10 protein-coding genes are annotated in these 16,609 nt (G+C 67.5%); 5 read left to right on the plus strand and 5 right to left on the minus strand.

The window, feature by feature from the left end; genetic code table 11:
* Positions 1-67 precede the first annotated feature (67 nt).
* Entirely contained in the window at positions 68-2,047 is a 1,980-nt protein-coding gene (locus BHD05_RS07080) for an aconitate hydratase (RefSeq protein WP_161885806.1), read from the plus strand.
* Between the two features lie 111 nt (positions 2,048-2,158).
* Positions 2,159-2,482, plus strand: coding sequence for a ferredoxin (gene fdxA / locus BHD05_RS07085; protein WP_161885807.1), 324 nt, complete (start codon positions 2,159-2,161; stop codon positions 2,480-2,482).
* A 69-nt stretch (positions 2,483-2,551) separates the two neighbouring features.
* Here the strand turns inward: fdxA and BHD05_RS07090 are convergent, their stop codons facing one another.
* Positions 2,552-2,887, minus strand: a complete 336-nt coding sequence (locus BHD05_RS07090; protein ID WP_161885808.1) for a cupin domain-containing protein — start codon at positions 2,885-2,887, stop codon at positions 2,552-2,554.
* 73 nt (positions 2,888-2,960) lie between these two features.
* Between BHD05_RS07090 and BHD05_RS07095 the strand changes: the two genes are divergently transcribed.
* The gene (locus BHD05_RS07095; protein ID WP_161885809.1) at positions 2,961-3,131 is read left to right on the plus strand and encodes a hypothetical protein; all 171 of its coding nucleotides are present in this window, start codon (positions 2,961-2,963) and stop codon (positions 3,129-3,131) included.
* A 152-nt stretch (positions 3,132-3,283) separates the two neighbouring features.
* Here BHD05_RS07095 and BHD05_RS07100 read toward each other — a convergent pair whose 3' ends face one another.
* The 4 genes from BHD05_RS07100 to BHD05_RS07115 all read right to left on the minus strand — a co-directional run bounded on the left by BHD05_RS07100 (position 3,284) and on the right by BHD05_RS07115 (position 15,295).
* Positions 3,284-3,679 carry a DUF6998 domain-containing protein gene (locus BHD05_RS07100; protein ID WP_161885810.1) on the minus strand — a complete coding sequence of 132 codons (396 nt, stop codon included), beginning with the start codon at positions 3,677-3,679 and terminating at the stop codon, positions 3,284-3,286.
* A gap of 272 nt (positions 3,680-3,951) precedes the next feature.
* Positions 3,952-7,644: a hypothetical protein gene (locus tag BHD05_RS07105; protein WP_161885811.1), complete on the minus strand. Its 3,693-nt coding sequence runs from the start codon at positions 7,642-7,644 to the stop codon at positions 3,952-3,954.
* On the minus strand, positions 7,644-14,510 hold the full coding sequence (locus tag BHD05_RS07110) for a DUF6603 domain-containing protein (protein WP_161885812.1): 6,867 nt from the start codon (positions 14,508-14,510) through the stop codon (positions 7,644-7,646). Before BHD05_RS07110 ends, BHD05_RS07105 begins: the two co-directional genes overlap by 1 nt.
* Before the next feature lie 320 nt (positions 14,511-14,830).
* On the minus strand, positions 14,831-15,295 hold the full coding sequence (locus BHD05_RS07115) for a single-stranded DNA-binding protein (protein WP_161885813.1): 465 nt from the start codon (positions 15,293-15,295) through the stop codon (positions 14,831-14,833).
* 367 nt (positions 15,296-15,662) lie between these two features.
* Between BHD05_RS07115 and BHD05_RS15700 the strand changes: the two genes are divergently transcribed.
* Together BHD05_RS15700 and BHD05_RS07120 are read left to right on the plus strand one after the other, a co-directional pair.
* Positions 15,663-15,857, plus strand: a complete 195-nt coding sequence (locus tag BHD05_RS15700; protein WP_202614313.1) for a hypothetical protein — start codon at positions 15,663-15,665, stop codon at positions 15,855-15,857.
* Between the two features lie 50 nt (positions 15,858-15,907).
* Complete coding sequence (locus BHD05_RS07120; protein ID WP_236966697.1) at positions 15,908-16,543, plus strand: Ltp family lipoprotein; 636 nt, start codon at positions 15,908-15,910, stop codon at positions 16,541-16,543.
* The last annotated feature ends 66 nt before the right edge of the window (positions 16,544-16,609 follow it).

The raw sequence follows: 16,609 nt of genomic DNA on the forward strand, positions 1-16,609 counted from the left end.
GATATTTTTCACAACCTGACTGCAGTTTCGGGATTTTCTCGAGGACATTCGACCAAGGAGGTTCGCGGTGGCTTATAACGTCACTGAGAAACTCATTTCCTCTCACTTGCTCAGCGGGGAGATGACGCCGGGGACCGAAATCGGCCTGCACATCGATCAGACCCTCACGCAGGATGCAACGGGAACTCTTGTCATGCTTGAGTTGGAGGCGCTGGGACTTGATCGTGCGCGCACTGAAGTATCGGTGCAGTACGTCGACCACAACCTGTTGCAGGCCGACAGTAAGAACGCGGAGGATCACGACTTCCTCCGCTCGGCCTGTCAACGTTTCGGTCTGTGGTTTTCGAAGGCCGGGAACGGGGTTTCGCACCCGACGCATATGCAGAGGTTCGGCATCCCGGGCAAGACGATGGTCGGCTCGGACAGTCACACCCCGGCTGCGGGCTCGCTCGGGATGCTGGCTATCGGCGTTGGCGGTATCGAGGTGGCTCTGGCGATCGCTGGCGAACCGCTCTACATCAGGATGCCCGAAATCTGGGGCGTGCGCCTCACCGGCGAGCTGCCGCCGTGGACGAGCGCCAAGGATGTCATTCTCGAAATGCTCCGCCGCCATGGCGTCAAGGGCGGCGTCAACCGGATCGTCGAATACTACGGACCGGGCCTGTCGACTCTCACCGCGATGGACAGGCATGTGATCGCCAATATGGGTGCCGAGCTCGGGGCGACGACAACGGTCTTCCCGGCGGACGATCAGGTGCGCGCGTTCCTGCGCGCAGAGCAACGCGAGGGCGACTTCGTCGAACTGCTCTCCGATGCGGATGCCGGTTACGACGTGACTGAGGAGATTGACCTGTCGACCATTGTGCCGCTCATCGCGCTGCCCAGTTCGCCGGGCAATGTCGTGCCGGTGCGCGAGGTCGCCGGCAGACCGGTTGAGCAGGTCGTGATTGGGTCGTCCGCGAATCCGGGGCTGCGCGACTTCGCAATCGTCGCCGCTATCGTGAAGGGACGCCAGTCACACCCTGGCGTGTCCTTCGACGTCAACCCGAGCTCCCGACAGATCCTGCAGGATCTGACTCGAATGGGTGCCACTCTCGACTTGATCAGCGCTGGCGCCCGGTTACACCAGTCAGGCTGTATGGGCTGCATTGGCATGGGACAGGCCCCGGCAAATGGGCGCAACAGCCTGCGCACGATGCCCCGCAACTTTCCAGGCCGCTCCGGCACCAAGGAAGACGCGGTCTACCTGTGCTCGCCGGAGACGGCGGCGGCAGCGGTGCTTACCGGGGCGATCACCGACCCGCGCGACCTTGAAGAACTATTCGACCTGACCTACCCGACGGTCCAGTTCCCGGCCACCTCGAGCGTGAACCTGGCCATGCTCGAGGCACCTCTACCTCTGGCAGAGGCCTCCCAGGTGGAACTGGTGAAGGGCGAGAACATTTCCTCGTTGCCGGTCTTTACGCCCCTCGCCGATCGCATCGAGGCCCCCGTGGCCCTGGTGGTCGGCGACGATATTTCCACGGATGAGATTCTGCCGGCGGGCGCGCGGGTTTTGCCTTTCCGCAGCAACATCCCCAAACTCGCACGATTCACCTTCGACCAGGTCGATGAAACCTACTCGACCCGCGCGGCTGAAACCCGCGATACTTCCGGGCACATCATCATTGCCGGCACCAATTACGGGCAGGGTTCCTCGCGGGAGCATGCTGCGATCACCCCCCGTTTTCTCGGATTGCGCGCGGTCCTTGCCGTCTCGTTCGCACGTATCCACTGGCAGAACCTCGCAAATTTCGGTGTGCTCGCTCTCGAATTCGCGGATGCGACCGATCACGACCGCATCCAGCGTGACGATGTTCTGGTGCTGGACGGCATCCGCGAGGCTCTCGCCGCCGGAACCGAGATCACCTTGCACAATAGGACTCGCAATGAGGACTACGCCGCCCGGCAGAATTTCTCACAGCGGCAGATCGACATGCTGCTCGCGGGTGGACTCATTTCTTGGCTGCACGAGCGGAGAGCGGCCCCGGCCCACGATCGAGACTGAATCGTGCCGCCTGAACCCCCGTCCCCCGCGGGCCCGACAGCGTGATCTAGATTTGACCGCCCGGTTGTCGTAGTCTCAAAGTCTGCTCTGCATGAAGGGAGCCCGGTCACTGTGACGTACGTTATTGCTCTTCCCTGCGTCGACGTGAAAGACCGGGCCTGCATCGAAGAATGCCCGGTCGATTGCATCTATGAGGGCGAACGGATGCTGTACATCCACCCGGATGAGTGCGTCGACTGCAGTGCCTGTGAGCCCGTGTGCCCGGTCGAAGCCATCTTCTATGAAGATGATGTGCCGGAGCACTGGGCCGACTACTACAAGGCCAACGTCGAGTTCTTCGACAACATTGGCTCCCCGGGCGGGGCCGCCAAGGTGGGCGCATTTGCCAAGGATCACCCCTTGATTTCTGTACTGCCGCCGCAGGCTGTTGCCTGAAGTACCCCTTCCTCGATTGCGCGGCGCGGCCCGACCACCGAACTGTCGTGGGTCACCGATTTGGGCAACTCATCTCCGAGACTTTGCCACCGTGAACAGCACCGCCGCGTCTTCCACCGCTTCGAGTGCATGTCGACCCTCCGGTACGATCAGCAGATCGCCCGGTGAGCCACTCCAGGAGTTCTCACCCGAGATGAGGACGACGCGTCCGTGCAGCACGAAAAAGGTCGCGTCACCGGGATTCTCATGCTCATGCAGCTTCGCGCCGGCACGCAAGGCGATCACAGTCTGGCGGAGCGTGCGTTCATTGCCTCCGAAGACGGTCTTCGCGCTACGACCACTGCTGAGCTGCCGGGCATGATCCAACTCGTGACGCACAAGAGCAGTCAACGACGACTTCATCATGAGGTACCTCTCTTTGCGCGGCACTGCGCTTGCTGATCTGATTCCCAGCATACTGTCGCCTCCAGACATTCCCGTGGACACGTCGATCAAGTTCACCGAGGCCCTCGTGCTCGAGGGCCTCGTGGCCTCGATCGGGACCATCGGCGACGCCTACGACAACGCGGCCGCCGCGACCGTTATGGGGCTCTGCAAGAACGAGGCCGTCGCGAAGAACTCGCCTTCGTTGTCGTTTGGTCCGAACTAGCTGCCGTACGGACTTTCTCGATTCGACCAGATCAGCGTGGTGAGGATTGAATTCGGCGTTCGCTCAAGGGTCGCCTGCATCTCGGGGGTTTGGTCAGCGAAATCCGTGAGATGTTCCTACTGCTTCGCGCCGGCGTTCAGCTTGGACATGCGTCACCTATCGAGCGAGTTCGAGCATGGCCTGCCACGGGTCCGGACGTCGTCAGCGGTCCACTCATACGCTGACTCGATCGAGTTCGTGTTGGCGTTGGCGTTGGCGAGGATGAAGACGCAGACATCAAAGTCCATTGACCGGATCGATGAGAATCCAGCCGAAGGCCTGGTGTCTATTCGACCGTTTCGAACCTTGACTTGCACTCGTCTGCCGTCCGCTGCAATCAGGTCGTACGACTTCTCCGAGTTCGGCGCCAATTCTCCTTTGTAGTAGGCGGCGCACGCGTACTCCGCCAGATCGCCAATGGGCGCATTGTTCGTTCGGATGAGACCGCGGTGCCGAAGCTCAGCGAGCAGACCCGTATACACGTGGAGAACCTCACCGACGGTCAGCATGCTGGGATCGAAGCCGGGGGAGTCTGGAGCCTTGCTCGGAGCGAACGCCTGTCGTGCAGCATCGGCCTCAGCTGGGGACAGCGCCCACTGGTCTCCGAGGTTTGCTTCAGGACGGGCAGCATGCTTTCGAAGCCAGGCGCGCAGGCGTTTCGAATCGACGTCGAGCGCTCGTGCGAGATCGGCCGGGGTCGTTCTCTCTTGCGGAGCGCACCCGCTCTGGTGCGGTTCCTTGCTGGACTCACTCCGCGTCATTGATGTCAGAACAGGCCATGTCACCCGTTACCGGTCACCGACACCGCCGCCCCATCGGGCGCGATGAGGGTGACGGAGACCGAGAGGGGCGAGGGGAGGGGCACGCCGATCTCGATCGTGGTGCCGGCGAAGGGCGTCAAGCGCCGGATGCGACGGAACGAGACCGTCCCGACCACGATGGGGGGGCGGGGAGCGGCCGGTATGTCGGCGAGATCCACCTCGACCACCAGCGGACGCCGCAGTGGCAGGCGCGGCCCGAACGGTCCGCGGCTGGTTCGCCTTGCGGCCATCACGCGCAGTCGATAGGGCTCGTCAAGCGTGGCGTCCGTGAGCACACCCACTGTGACACCGCTGAGCGGTCGCGGGGTGATACCGAGCAGTTCGAGGGTCGCGGCGGCGGGTGGCGGAGGCGGTGTCCAGCCGGGGATGGTCACCCTGCGCGTCGTCGTGCGACCGCGCGGGTCGGTGAGGGATGCTTCGATGGTGACGGATGTCGCGGCATCCGCTCGAGAGAACCACAGCGCGAGGGGCGATCGGCCGGTCACCCGAGTTCCGCGCTGCCACACCGCGGGTCCGCCGGGCGAGGTGCTCAGCGGCGTCTCGTCGAGTGATGCAAGAGTCGCCGGTCCGATCTCGATCGGGGCGGCCGAGGCGCCCGTGATGCGGGCCCGCAGTGTGTGGTCGCCGAGGGCCAGGGGGATCACGGGCGCGGTCGTGGCGGTGCGGATCACGAGGCCGGTGTGCGCGGCATCCGGCTCGGCGAATGCGAGGTCGTTGAGAACAGGCGGGGTGTCAGGGGCGGAGAGCACCGACACGATGTCGGACGGCGGAGAGCCGACCCCTCGGACGGCCCGATGCGGCTCGATCGGCTGAGGCACCGCGATGGCGCGCACCAGCCACGGCGTCCACGCGGGTGGGAGCGTCCCTTGCCACTCGGCGACATAGACGAGATCGCCTGTGACCGGGTCTCGCTTCGGCTGGGCCGGGGTGCTGTCGTCGAGTTTGACACCCGCGACCGCCTCGGCGAAGGCGGGGCCCATCGTGTCGGCGCGCAGCGCAGCGCGATCGCTGCGGGTGCGCAGCAGCCGGAAGCTCTGCACCGGGATGGGGCTTGATGCTTCCAACCGGAGCCTGACCTCGGTTCCTGCCCCGACTGCGACCGGCGACGAGCGGACGACGGGCGGCTCGGGGCGCGCGAGACGCGGCGCGATGACCGCGCGCAGATGCTCGTGAGGCTGTGTGCCGCCGACGCCCTGCGGCCACGGCGACTCGATGGCGGTCGAGGAGACGATGGTGACGACGAATAGGTGGATGTCGGTCGATCCACGGGGAAGCGTGACATCGGCGGTGCGCTGGCCAGCGTCGACTTCGGCGATGCGGCGGAAGACACCGCGCTGTCGCTCCGGGGTCAGCGAGTCGTAGGCTTCGCGAAGGTCGACGAGCCGGACCGACGGGCTGTCGAGCGGGTCGGCCTGGGGTGAAAGGCCCGCAGTCTGGCGCAGGGCCGTCTCCGCGCATTCCCACACGACCGCGGTGCGGGCGTCGGCACCGGCGGCGAGGCTCCACGAGACCGCGGCGTGTGAGCAGCCGGACGCGTCGGGCAGGCTGGCGAGCGGCACGTCGGGCAGCAGAGGCGGCGGCAGCGGGTGCACCGGCACGGGGCTTGCGGCGTGCGTGTCGGCTCGTTCGCCGAAGGGGGTGGGAGTGGGGCCGCTGAGCAGGTGGCGACGGGTCCACAGCGCGGCACCCCAGCGCCACACCGTTGCGAAGTCGAGCGTGGGCACGGTGGCGGTAAGTCGGTAGCGACGGGCACCGCTGCCACGGGTCGCTCCGCCGAGCGGTGCAGTGCCCTCTTCGTTAAGTTCAACGACGGTGCAGCCGACCCCGGTGGGAGCGTCTCCCGCAAACGTGACTGCAAGGTCGCGGTCGAATCCACCTATCGGCACGCCACCCGTCGGCGAGAGCACGGGCGCCGAGGCGGGCGCGGGCGCGACCGGATGGAACACGACGCGCACGTCGATCCTCGAAGGCCGCCGCTGCGTCCACTCGGTCGCGACGTCGACCTCGAGTGTCGTCGGCGCGGCGGTCGAACCGGTGTAGCGCATGTCGAGCTTGGCTGAGATGATGGCGGACAGCTCGGGAGCAGGTTCGTCTCCCGCGTAGCCGACCTCGCGCCATGGTGACCACACTCCGAACACGTCGGCGAGGGCGACGCCGTAGCGCACGTTGCGTCCGCTGCTGCCGAGCGCGATTTGAGCGGGGGCGTGCATGAGCGTCGCGCGATCGAAGCCCGGCTGGCCCTGCGGACCGTCGGGCGAGATCGCGAGCGTGCGCCAGCCCTGGGGGAGTCGTCGCTCGATGATCGGTTCGGCGACGGGCGAGCCGACATCGGCGACGACGGCCGCCTGCTGAGTGGGGGTGCCGAGCATGGCCGACGCGAGCGTGCGTCGGTAGGTGAGACGGATGCTCTCGCCCCATGGCGCGTCGGGCTGCCGGGGCTCCACGAACCCGGCCCGCGTAGCGGTGAGCTGGGTTGGCGATGGCACTTGGCTGAGTTGAGCTCCGCGCGGCGCGTAGGCGGCGAACTCGGCCGGGCCGATGCCGGCGGGGAGCGGCTGGTCGTCGAGCACTTGGTCGCCGGGCCCCAGCACCTGGCGGTACTGGGCGGTGACCAGCAGTTCGTCGTGGGCGATCGGAATCTGGTCGTCGTCGAGCGACTCGGTCGTGTACACGGCGCCGAAGCCGGTGGCGAGGTTCAGGAACGGGTCGACCTGTGCCGTGAGACCGAGCACCGCCCACGGCCGCGGGTCGACGTGCGCGTCGAGCGAGGAGGTGGCGGCTGATCCGTCGACGTGTGGGGCCGTGGTCGTTGTCCACGCCTCGGTGCGCATCTGCGCGAACTCGGGCACGCCGGAATCGTAGAGTGCCTCCACGGCGGGGAGGACGAACTTGCGCAGTTCGTCGACGAGCGCGACGGGATCGGGTCCTTCCCAGGTCGGCGTCCGGATGCCCCCGGAGGTGAAGCCATCCCAGCCGAGCGGTGGGGCGCCACGGGTGAGCCGGCTGATTGCGGCGTCGTACGGCGGAAGCGGCGCGCCCACCCATCCCTGATCCTGAGTATCGTAGTCTGCCCATGCCCCGTCGACTGGAAGCCCGACGATCTCGAGCGGCTCCCAGTCGTCGGCATTCACGATGTCGTGCAGCGTGGTGATTCTCACTTCCGGTGAGTGGCCATTCACGAGTATCGCCCAGGTGGCTCCGCTCGTGCGCACGTCGAGACTCACGCTCACACCGGCGGCGGGATTCGCTGCGGCGGCGCCGACAGTACCGACCAGACCGTCATGACCTATGCGGTACAGGAACAGGCCGACCGGCTCGGAAGGATCAGACACCTGGCACCGGACGGCCACGTGGCCTGCGTCGACGCCGCCCCAGTCCAGCCGCATTCCGTCGGTGGTCCACGCGATGTTCACATCGACGGGCGCAGGCCTCTGCCGCCGGGAGGGCGAACGCCGCCACACCGTGAATGGGCCATGCGGCACGCCGAGGTCAGCGGAGCATGCCCACTCGAGCCGTACGTCGGCGGAGCGACGCTTCAGTCGCTCCCAGTCGACCTTCTCGCCGAGGAACTGTTCGCGCGAGCGCGCGACGCGCGTCCAGTCGATCTCGACGGCCTGAGCCCGCATGCGGAACGGATCGGCGGTGCGCACCATCAGTCCTCCACCTCCCAGGGTGCCGCCTGCAGGTCGGCCCGTATGGCGACCGTCGGCGTCTCGGTCGTGCTCGAGGGCATGACCTCGCGATGCACGAGGGTGAAGCGCGCTTCGCATCCGCGCGCGCCCGGGCCGAGGATCGCGATCGCCCTCGTGCCACCCGGCCCACGGATGATGCGCTGCACAGTCGCACGCGGCAGATCGCCGGCGGTAGGCGGCGTGGTGTCCGCGCGGAGCTGGAGCCATTCGCCCGCCCGGCCGGCCCAGTAGCCGTGGCTCGGATCCGGCGCGTCAGGTGGGGCGGGAACCCACGTCGGCACGGTCCGCGTGCGCCAGAGCGGCTCGCTGGCCTCGATGATCACGGCGAGCGGCTGCGGTACCGCCGAGGCGCTCCACAGCACCCGGGTGCGGGGCCAGTCGGGCACAGCGTCGACGCCGAGGCCCACCTGCTGCATCGCTCCGTCCACGGCGGCGCCGCTGGGCTCGTCGGTGAGCGCTGCGAATGCGGAGACATCGGCGACGGCGCAATGCTCGATCGAGGCACCCGACGTGAGTGCCGCAAGGTCCCCGGTGTCGCGGAATCGTGAGGTAGTGAAGCCCACGCGGTGCACCAGAATGGGGTCGGCGCCGGTGCCCTTCACGACACTGTGCACATCGACGAGGTAGTCGGTGAGCGGCTCGAAGTCGTACTCCAGCATGGTCGTGTAGACATCCGTCGCGTCGCCGTCGACATTCACGCAGGCGAGACCGTCTTCACCGATCACCTCGAGCACGGCCGTGTGCCACGGCTTCAGAACTCCCGCGGCGCTCTCGAGGGTCGCGAGGGCGCCGTCTGGTTCGACGGGCAGGGTGACGCCGTGTGCCGGGCTGCCCCCGCCGGGAGGCGACGGGTGATCTCCGGATGCCGCGCGCACCGTGACGCGGAGCTCGCGGCCGTAGGCGTCGAACAACCCGGTGACCCGTTGTGTGGCGAAGACGATCCGCACCTTCTCGCGGGTGAAGACGCCCGTCTCGTCCATGCTGGGCGTCGTGCTCGTGATCCACGGGTCGAGGTCGATCGGGGCCGTCGTCTGGGTGTGGAACGCGAACGTCTGGGGAGTTGCGACCGGGGTCCAGCCGTCGCCGTCGTCGTGGGGTGCCGGCTGGACATCGCCTTCCTTGCTCGTGGCCTCCCACGCGACCTCGAGTGTGTAGTCCTGGTCGGGGTGTAGCAGCGCGACATCGTCGGCGCCCTTCGACAGGGCGTTCGAGAGGGCGGTACGGTCACGGTCGATCGCGAGCTCGTCCCATTCGAACCGTTCGGTCTCGCTCGCGAACCCGCCTGTTGCGGCGACGATGACGAAGGGATCGGTGAGGCGCTCGAGCTGGCCGTCGCGCCGCCGGCCGATCACGATCCGGGTTGTGTCGTCTGGCACCCGCTTGAACGCGACGAACGCGGGAAGGAGGTTGGCGCCGGATTGACGCAGCCTGCCCGCGATCACGCCCGCACGCCACACCGGGTCGGCCCACGGTTCGTCGGGGTCGACCCATTCGTCGGGCAGGTGATGGGCGCCGCCGAGCATGTCGGAGCCGTCGACGGGGCGTTCGTCGAGCACAGTGCCGTCTGACGCTTCGCACCGGATCACCACGCCGGCGTTGAGCCCTTGCTCGTCGAGCAGCAGCAGCACCGCGAACGCGGTGAAGGTGTCACCGTCGCGGACGAATGCGACCGCATCGGCGAGCTCGTGCGGGTGGAAGCCCGAGTCCTCCCACGCGCGCTTCACGAGGATCCGATCCTCCTCGGTGCCCCACGGCGACGGCTGGTCGAGATCGCGGTGTGGCGAGCGCAACACCGCGCCGCGGCATCCCGCGCGCTTCGGTACTCGTGCGCGGCCGATTGGCGCGTGTTCGCTGCGCCCGTCGGCGGTCTGTGGTGGCTCGGCCTCCCATCCGGACTTCTGCGCGGTGGCCGCGAGGTCGTGCAGTGACCCGCCGTCGCGGAGGTATGCGGTGGCGTTGGCGAGCGAGACGCCGGTGAAGAAGACGCCGGCGCTGAAGGTCGAGGGGAGCAGCGCGTCCCAGCGGCCGAACGGGTCGCGAGGATCGAGAGGGTCGCCGTGCGGATCGAAGCACGCCACCTGGTCGCCGATGACGACCGCGGGCGCGGTGCCCTGTGCCAGGTCGACGCGTGCGCTGATGCGCCAGAGTTCAATCACGCGCACGCGGGTATCGGCGGGCTCTCCGCGGACGGTGCCCGGAGGGTCGGGCCACATGAGGCCGGTGAGGTGCCATCCGTCGTCACTGGACCCGTCGGGGCTGTCGTTGAACGTCCAGAGCAGCTGCGCGGGCGGTGCGCCCTGCGAGCACACATTGCCCCACTGATGGCGCACCGTCTCAACGAGATTCTCGCCATACGGCACGGCAGTCGGTGTTGCAGTGGGCAGCCAGTCCAGCAGCGCCAGCGAGGGGCCGGCATGTCCACCCGTCGTCGCGAGCGGCTTGAGCCATGTGCTGGGGGCGGCGCCCGGGCCGATGCCGCCGTTCAGGCTGATCGCGGTGACCCTGTACCGCCACCACCGATCGCCGATGCGTGCCCAGAAGTTTGGGCCTGCGGGCGGCAGGTTGACCGGTACTTCGCCGAGGACCTCGACCTCCGTGCCGCCCGGACCGCCGTCCATCTGAGGAGCGGTGCGGAACGAGATGATCGGGATCGCGTCGATGGGGACGACCGGAACGGCCTCGGTGGTGCCCTGACGGGCGGCGTCGCCCAGCTTGCCGTCGATCACTTCCGCGGCTCCGGTGCCCTCGACCTTGGCCGGGGTGCGCGCGATGAGCGAGACGCCGGCGACTAGTTCGCGCGGGGTCGGTGTCGCGGTCGGCGGCGCGCCGATCGTGAGGCTTACGCATCCCTTGACTGAGAAGAAGAAGAAATCGACACTGCCGCACACCTCGCCATGCACGTAGGGCTCCTGGGTGATGGTGCCATCGGGGTTCTCCCGCGCGCCCACCTGCACCTCGAGGGTCGCGCTGGCTGAGATTCCCACGATCCACAGGCGCAGCTCGCCACGCACGTAGATGATGCCGGCGAGGTAGAACGGGTCAAGCCCGAGGATTGCATCGAAGCCGGCGGCGACCTCGAGGTAGAGTCCCACGGACTTGCTCCCCATGAGCACGGCCTGCAGGTGGAACCCGACGGCGACGGCGAAGCCCGACGGCACCGAGAGGACGGGGTCGGTCGCGAGGGTGATGCCGTTGCCGTGCACCATGAGGTAGCCACTGCCCCTGATCACGTCGAGCACGGCGACGGTGACGCGTTCCGACTCCGGGAACCTGCCGAGATCGACGAACCAGTTCTCGGGATTCGCCGTCTCAAAGCTCGCGGTGACGGGCACCCGCACGGAGAGGATGCTCTCGATCTCGTAGGCCGCGACAATGCCGATGAGGATCGAGCCGCGCCCGAAGTCGATGTCGAGCACGGCGAGGAAAGTCGCCGTCTGATCGCTGCCGAAGGCCGGAGGCAGGCTCAGCACATCGGCCTTCATGATGAGGAGCAGCCGTGGCCCGGGCAGCTCGATCACCACGATGCCGTCGAGGTGGACGGTGAATCCGCCGTCGACGGTGCCCACGGCGATGCCGGCCGCGAACGCGAACGCGCCGGGTTCGAGCGACCAGCCTTCGGGTGCCATCACCTGGCCGGTGCGGGGATACTGCGCCATAACCCAGTCCAGCGCCGGGGTGAGTGAACCCGCGAACGGGGACTCGTCGCGCCGATAGTTCACGCCGATGCCACCCATGAACCCGTAGATGCCGAGACCGGAGTTGCCAAGCAGGATCGGAACGGGGAACTCGACGCGTCCGCCCACGAGCACGCCGGTGACTCCGCGCGCCGGATCGCGCTCCACGGCCAGCACGGCGGCTACACGGATGTTCACCGGTGTCACTGTCAGGTCGAATGCGCCCTTGAAGCCAAACTCGGTGAACTCCAGCGACCCGGAGCCGTGCAGGGTGCCGGGGATCTCGATGCTCGCCCGCAGTTTCGTCAGCTGCAGATCGAGCGGCGGGCCGTCCAACCGAACCCGCACTCGCACGGCGTCGACTCTGACGATGCCGAGGTCGACGCCGAGCCCCACCTCGACTTCAAGGTAGGTGGGGTTGTCGCGGCTCACTCGGAAGCCGAGGATGCGAAGGATCTCATCGAGGGGCGGGGTGGCCGTGAGCGCCCCGGCCGGCACGTCGAGTGAGTAGCCCCGGCTCGGGTCGAACACCGGCAGCGGCAGGTATTCCAGCCCTCCGGGTGTTGTGCCCGTTCCCCACTCCGAGCGCACACCGATGGCCTTGTAGCGGGCCTTTATCGGCCTGGCGGGGTCGACCCGCACAAGACCGATATCGAAGCTGAAACCGATCTCGAGGTCGAGCAGGATGCTGATCTGGACGCCCCTGTCGGATGCGGCCGTTATCCCGTCGGGCCCGAGCACGCCGCTCGAGACCACGAGCTCTCCTCCGCGAAGCATGAGGGAGTGGGTATGCAGCACGTCGCTTGCGCCCAGCGCAACACTTCCGAGCGCGACAATCGCCCCGGCCGCGGGCGAGAGCTCGACGGCGCTCGCGGTTAGGGGGGCCATCACCGCCAGCGCGCCAAGGATGTTGAGCGTGTCAGGGTTCGCCTCACCTTCGGTCATGACTGCGAGGCCGTCGAGGTCCTGGTCGGCGGCGCGGAACTCCGCGGTGACGTCCCATGCGGCGCGGTCCTCGCTCAAGCGGAGGCGCACCAGAAAGAGGCAGATCCCGTCGGAGGCGTTGCGTGCACCCGAGCGCAGGGGCGCTTCGCCACGGCGGGCGAGAGATGCCTCGGCGGCCGTCTCGATGTCGAACTCGCCATAGATTTCGGCGCGGACGAGGGTGTCGCGCACGATCTCGACGCGCACGCCGATCTTACGGAAGCAGTCTGGTCGACGCGACTGGGGCGGTCGTGGGTCGGTGCGCGGGGAGGGTGGCAAGACGGTGCGGGTGATGTCGGCCCGGCACACCTCCTCAGCCGCGGGAACCGGCTGCCACCGCGCAACGGCGAGCCACCAGTGCGACGATCCGCGTGCCGGCCGCGGGGTGACGCCGTCCATGAGTCCGGGGATCGTCGCCGACGAGTTTGCGAACGCCGAGCCGTGAACGGTGCCAGCCTGCACATTCGTGAACCCGGCGCCGCGTAGTGCCCGGATGGCCGCCTCCATCCGCCGGCGCGAGAGGGCGAGGTTGTGGCTGTCCTGCGCGGTGGACCCCGGGTCTTCGTGCGACGCGTAGCCGTCGACCGTGATGAGCTGACCCGCTCCAACCTGCCCGAGGCGACCGGCCATTGCGGTCTCGAACGTGGATCCGCCGGGTGCGCTTGTCGCCTGCCCGGAGGCCGGCCGGTCCCGCATGTCCGGGTTGCTGTCAGCCCACGCCAGCCGCGCGTTCTCGCGCGATTGCTGTTCGGCTGAAAGCGGCGGAACGGGGGCGGGAACCGGTGACGGGGGAAGCTCACCGGCGGTGGGCCGATCGAAGTGGAACCAGCATCCCGCCGTCTGCGCGACCCCGGCGGGGATGGTCGCCGTGACCGACACCGGTGCCCCGCCCGGGACCGGCACAGTGAGGGTGTCGCCGGTGTGGGTGCCGCCGCTCCAGTTCCATGCCACGCTGCGGCGGGGCTCGAGGCGCACGGTGACGTGGGTCGCGGTCTCGCTGTCTTTCACGATCACGTGAGTGCCTCGCTGTGTGGGGCGCACCGCGGTTGTCGATCCGACCGGCGCGGATCCGACTGTCGCGGGTGTCGTGTCGCGGGCGACCGTGATGGTGCGCACCGTAGCCGGTGCCGGGCCGGCGTCGTCGGCGGTCACCGTGATCGTGATGGTCCCCGTAGCAGGCGTCGTGACGGGGCTGCGGTCATCGACGACTGGCGCCATCGTGCCGACGGTGATCGAGATCTCGACGGGAGCGATGCCGCCCTCCGTATCCACGAGAATCTCGGAGTTCGCGGGCAGCAGCGCCGTGCCAGTGCCTGGATCAGGGATGTAGCGCCCGTTCACGCCGCGGAAGCTCGCGTGGATGCGCGGTGCTCCACCGCGGTTCACCACCTCGGCCTCGAAGATTCCGGTGACGCCCTGGTGCTCGCCCACGCCGATCCACAGGTTTCGCACGCCTGCGCTCACTGCGACGCCCTCGAGCCCCGAGGGCGAGACGAACAGTCGCACTTCGGGTAGGAACAGGCCTTGCCACGCGGCGGGCTGCACCCGGGCCTCCGGGGGAAGCACCGTCGGGGCGGCGGCCGTGCCAGAGAGGTCGAGCACTGCGGTGCGGTACGCAAAACCGACGGTGGAACCTGGTCCGATGAGGGCGTATGGCGGCTCCATCCGCACGAACTCATAGACGTTCTCCGAGCCACCGCCCGAGCTCGTCGCCGATGACAGCAGCTTCACTGCGACCGATTGGCCGGCCAGTTGCATAACACCCACGCTCAACTGAGGAACGACGAACGCGACCTCGGGAAACGCCGGATCGGGGATCAACTGGCCCTGAATATCGAGCATCGCCCCGACCAACCCCGGCACTTTGATCGCCGCGAGGGGTGACGTGATTATGACCCGCCAGCCCGACGCGGGTGCCCGCAGCATGCCCACGGCAACCGTTACGTTCGGGTCCCGCAGCTGCAACAGCGAGTTGCCGCCGCTCAGGTTGCCGGTGGCGAGGTCCAGCCCCGGCATGCTGGTGAGATTCTGCTGCACGGTCGCGACGTCCCAAGTGCCGAACTCGTCAGTCTCGGTGGATGTCGCGACCGTGTCGGTCATCTGCTCGAGTAGAGGCTGCAGCCGGTCCGCGCCGCCGCCAGCGCCCGAGAGTGTGTCCCAGAGGCTCATGGCGCCCCTTCCCAAGGATGGATCACCGGAGAGCGGCACCCGTGAGCACGCTCAATTTTTAATCTTGACGAACGGTCGCATTCCGTGCCACTGCGTCTTCTGCCGTTCAGGCAACGTGCAGCGGCCTCCGAGATGCGATGTGCAGTGCATATCCTCCTCCAAGGTCAGTAAGGCGCGCAAGGCCTCGCATTGACCTATAAGAGACCGCACCGTGGCCACAGTCGCGGCCTCATCTGACAGCGGAATTCGCGGCATTCCGGTTTCGAGCGAGAAGAGCGACAGACCACCATGATCCCCTTGACCAGACTCGTTGCGTCGCGTTAGCGTCGCTCCACGGGTCCAATTGATCGGATGCGGCGGCTCCGCCCGGAGCGGGCCATCGAGCTCGCCATGCGGGCCCTCATCAAACGCGACGTTTTGACCGCCGGGTGCGCGCGGTCGACCTCGTGGTTCGTGCGCGCGAGGTCGTGGCCGATCTTCCTCGCGACAAACTCCTCGCGCTGGATGGCCTCGCCGTCTCGTTCGACCTGGAACATGCGCACGTAGCCCTCGGCGACAAAGCTGTCGCCCTTTGAAAACCGTGTGAGCGCGCGCTCGGCAGTTGCGCGGTAGGCAACCAGGTCGGGGAAGCTCGGCTCGAGCTCGGTGAATCCACCGTCATCCTCGCGGCGGAAGTGCGCCTGGCCGACCCGGACATAGAAGCGGGTGTCGCCGTGCTCGGTGACCGATTGCTGCGGGTCCGATGCGATGAAACCGGACAGCGACGGCTGGGTGTGAAATGCCATGGGACTCGACCTCCAGTGATCGGGCGGACCGCCCTGGTCCGCGCTTACTATGAGGTGCGCCGTGGATCACACGTCGACCGCTCGGCGGTCACTCCGCTTCGGTGTTGGGGGGCTCCTCGGGCTCGTGGTGAGCAGGCGCCCGCATCGATGCTTCGATTTTTGCCCGGTCAGCGCGCTGCGTCTTCCCGTCTGGCCGTTCAGTCCACATCTGCAGCCTCGCGATGATCGGCGGGGTTGCGCGGAGCATGATTAGGCCGGTGCCGAACGGGAGGGTGCGGATGGTGTCGGGCGGCGTTATCGTGACGCGGCGGACGGAGTGCTGCGATGAGCGTGGGCCGCGGTCGCCGATAGTCGTGGACGGTTCAGCGTGACGGTGCACGGCATTCTCTGCGGGGTCCTGCAGTACGTCGGCGCGGAGCTGTCCGCACACGAGACGATCAAGGTGGAGCAGGACGCGTGGGGATCGATCGCGCAACTTGCCGCGGAGTACGGAACCCCGCGAACCCGGCGGAGGAGCTTTACTGGCTGGGGGACGGGTGGTCGAACGCCCGGAGGTCTGTAGCCGCGCCCAACTCAGCGCCCGCGCCGCGAGAAGCACCATCGACGCCGACAATGCGGTCCGCTGACGGGATCGACCAGCCGGCAGTGCCGACCGCGCTGGCAGCCACCGCGACCGCCACTATGTCGCCGGAGACCCCGGTGAAAAAGCTGACTGACTACGGCAAGCGATCCCTCTTCGTCGGCATCGGCGCTCTCGTCTTCGCAGTGGTCCCCGGCCTCAGTTTCATCGCATTCATCCCTGCTCTCGGCGCGATCATTTTCGCGCTGATGGCAATGGTCCGCAGTACGAACTACAAGGGAAAGGCGCTCGCGGGCTTGATCATGGGCGCTGTCGCCCTGTTCCTGTCCATAATCGTGTCAACGGCAGCAGTCGGCAGCCCGACGGCCGATGACGCGTCCTCGAATGAGCCGATCGCTGCGGAGGAGCAGGTAGAGCTGTCCGAGGAGGACGCGGCTGCAGCGGAGGCTGAGGCCGCAGCCCAAGCGGAAGAGGACGCGGCGGCGGCTGCTGAGAAGGCGGCTGAGGAGGCCGCTCGCGGGACGGTCGCCCAGCAGAACGCAAAAGGGTCAGCCGAGAGCCACCTCGACTACAGCTCCTTCTCGCGCTCCGGTTTGGTCGACCAACTCATCTTCGAGGGTTTCACCCCCGACGAGGCTAACTACGGCGTCAGTCAGACGGGCCTCTAGTCAGCGACCGAAATGGTTGAGAAACCGTTCCGGTCCTTTTTTGTTTCCCGGGGGAGAAGTGTGATG

Origin of the sequence: Marisediminicola antarctica (genome assembly GCF_009930795.1) — a bacterium.
GTDB lineage: Bacteria > Actinomycetota > Actinomycetes > Actinomycetales > Microbacteriaceae > Marisediminicola > Marisediminicola antarctica.

Bases quoted from the DNA above. Each gene is read 5' to 3' on its own strand.
- BHD05_RS07090 (WP_161885808.1), bottom strand. From the start codon at position 2,887: ATGATGAAGTCGTCGTTGACTGCTCTTGTGCGTCACGAGTTGGATCAT.
- BHD05_RS07105 (WP_161885811.1), bottom strand. From the start codon at position 7,644: ATGGTGCGCACCGCCGATCCGTTCCGCATGCGGGCTCAGGCCGTCGAG.
- BHD05_RS07115 (WP_161885813.1), bottom strand. From the start codon at position 15,295: ATGGCATTTCACACCCAGCCGTCGCTGTCCGGTTTCATCGCATCGGAC.
- BHD05_RS07110 (WP_161885812.1), bottom strand. From the start codon at position 14,510: ATGAGCCTCTGGGACACACTCTCGGGCGCTGGCGGCGGCGCGGACCGG.
- BHD05_RS07100 (WP_161885810.1), bottom strand. From the start codon at position 3,679: ATGCTGACCGTCGGTGAGGTTCTCCACGTGTATACGGGTCTGCTCGCT.
- BHD05_RS07120 (WP_236966697.1), top strand. From the start codon at position 15,908: ATGCGGTCCGCTGACGGGATCGACCAGCCGGCAGTGCCGACCGCGCTG.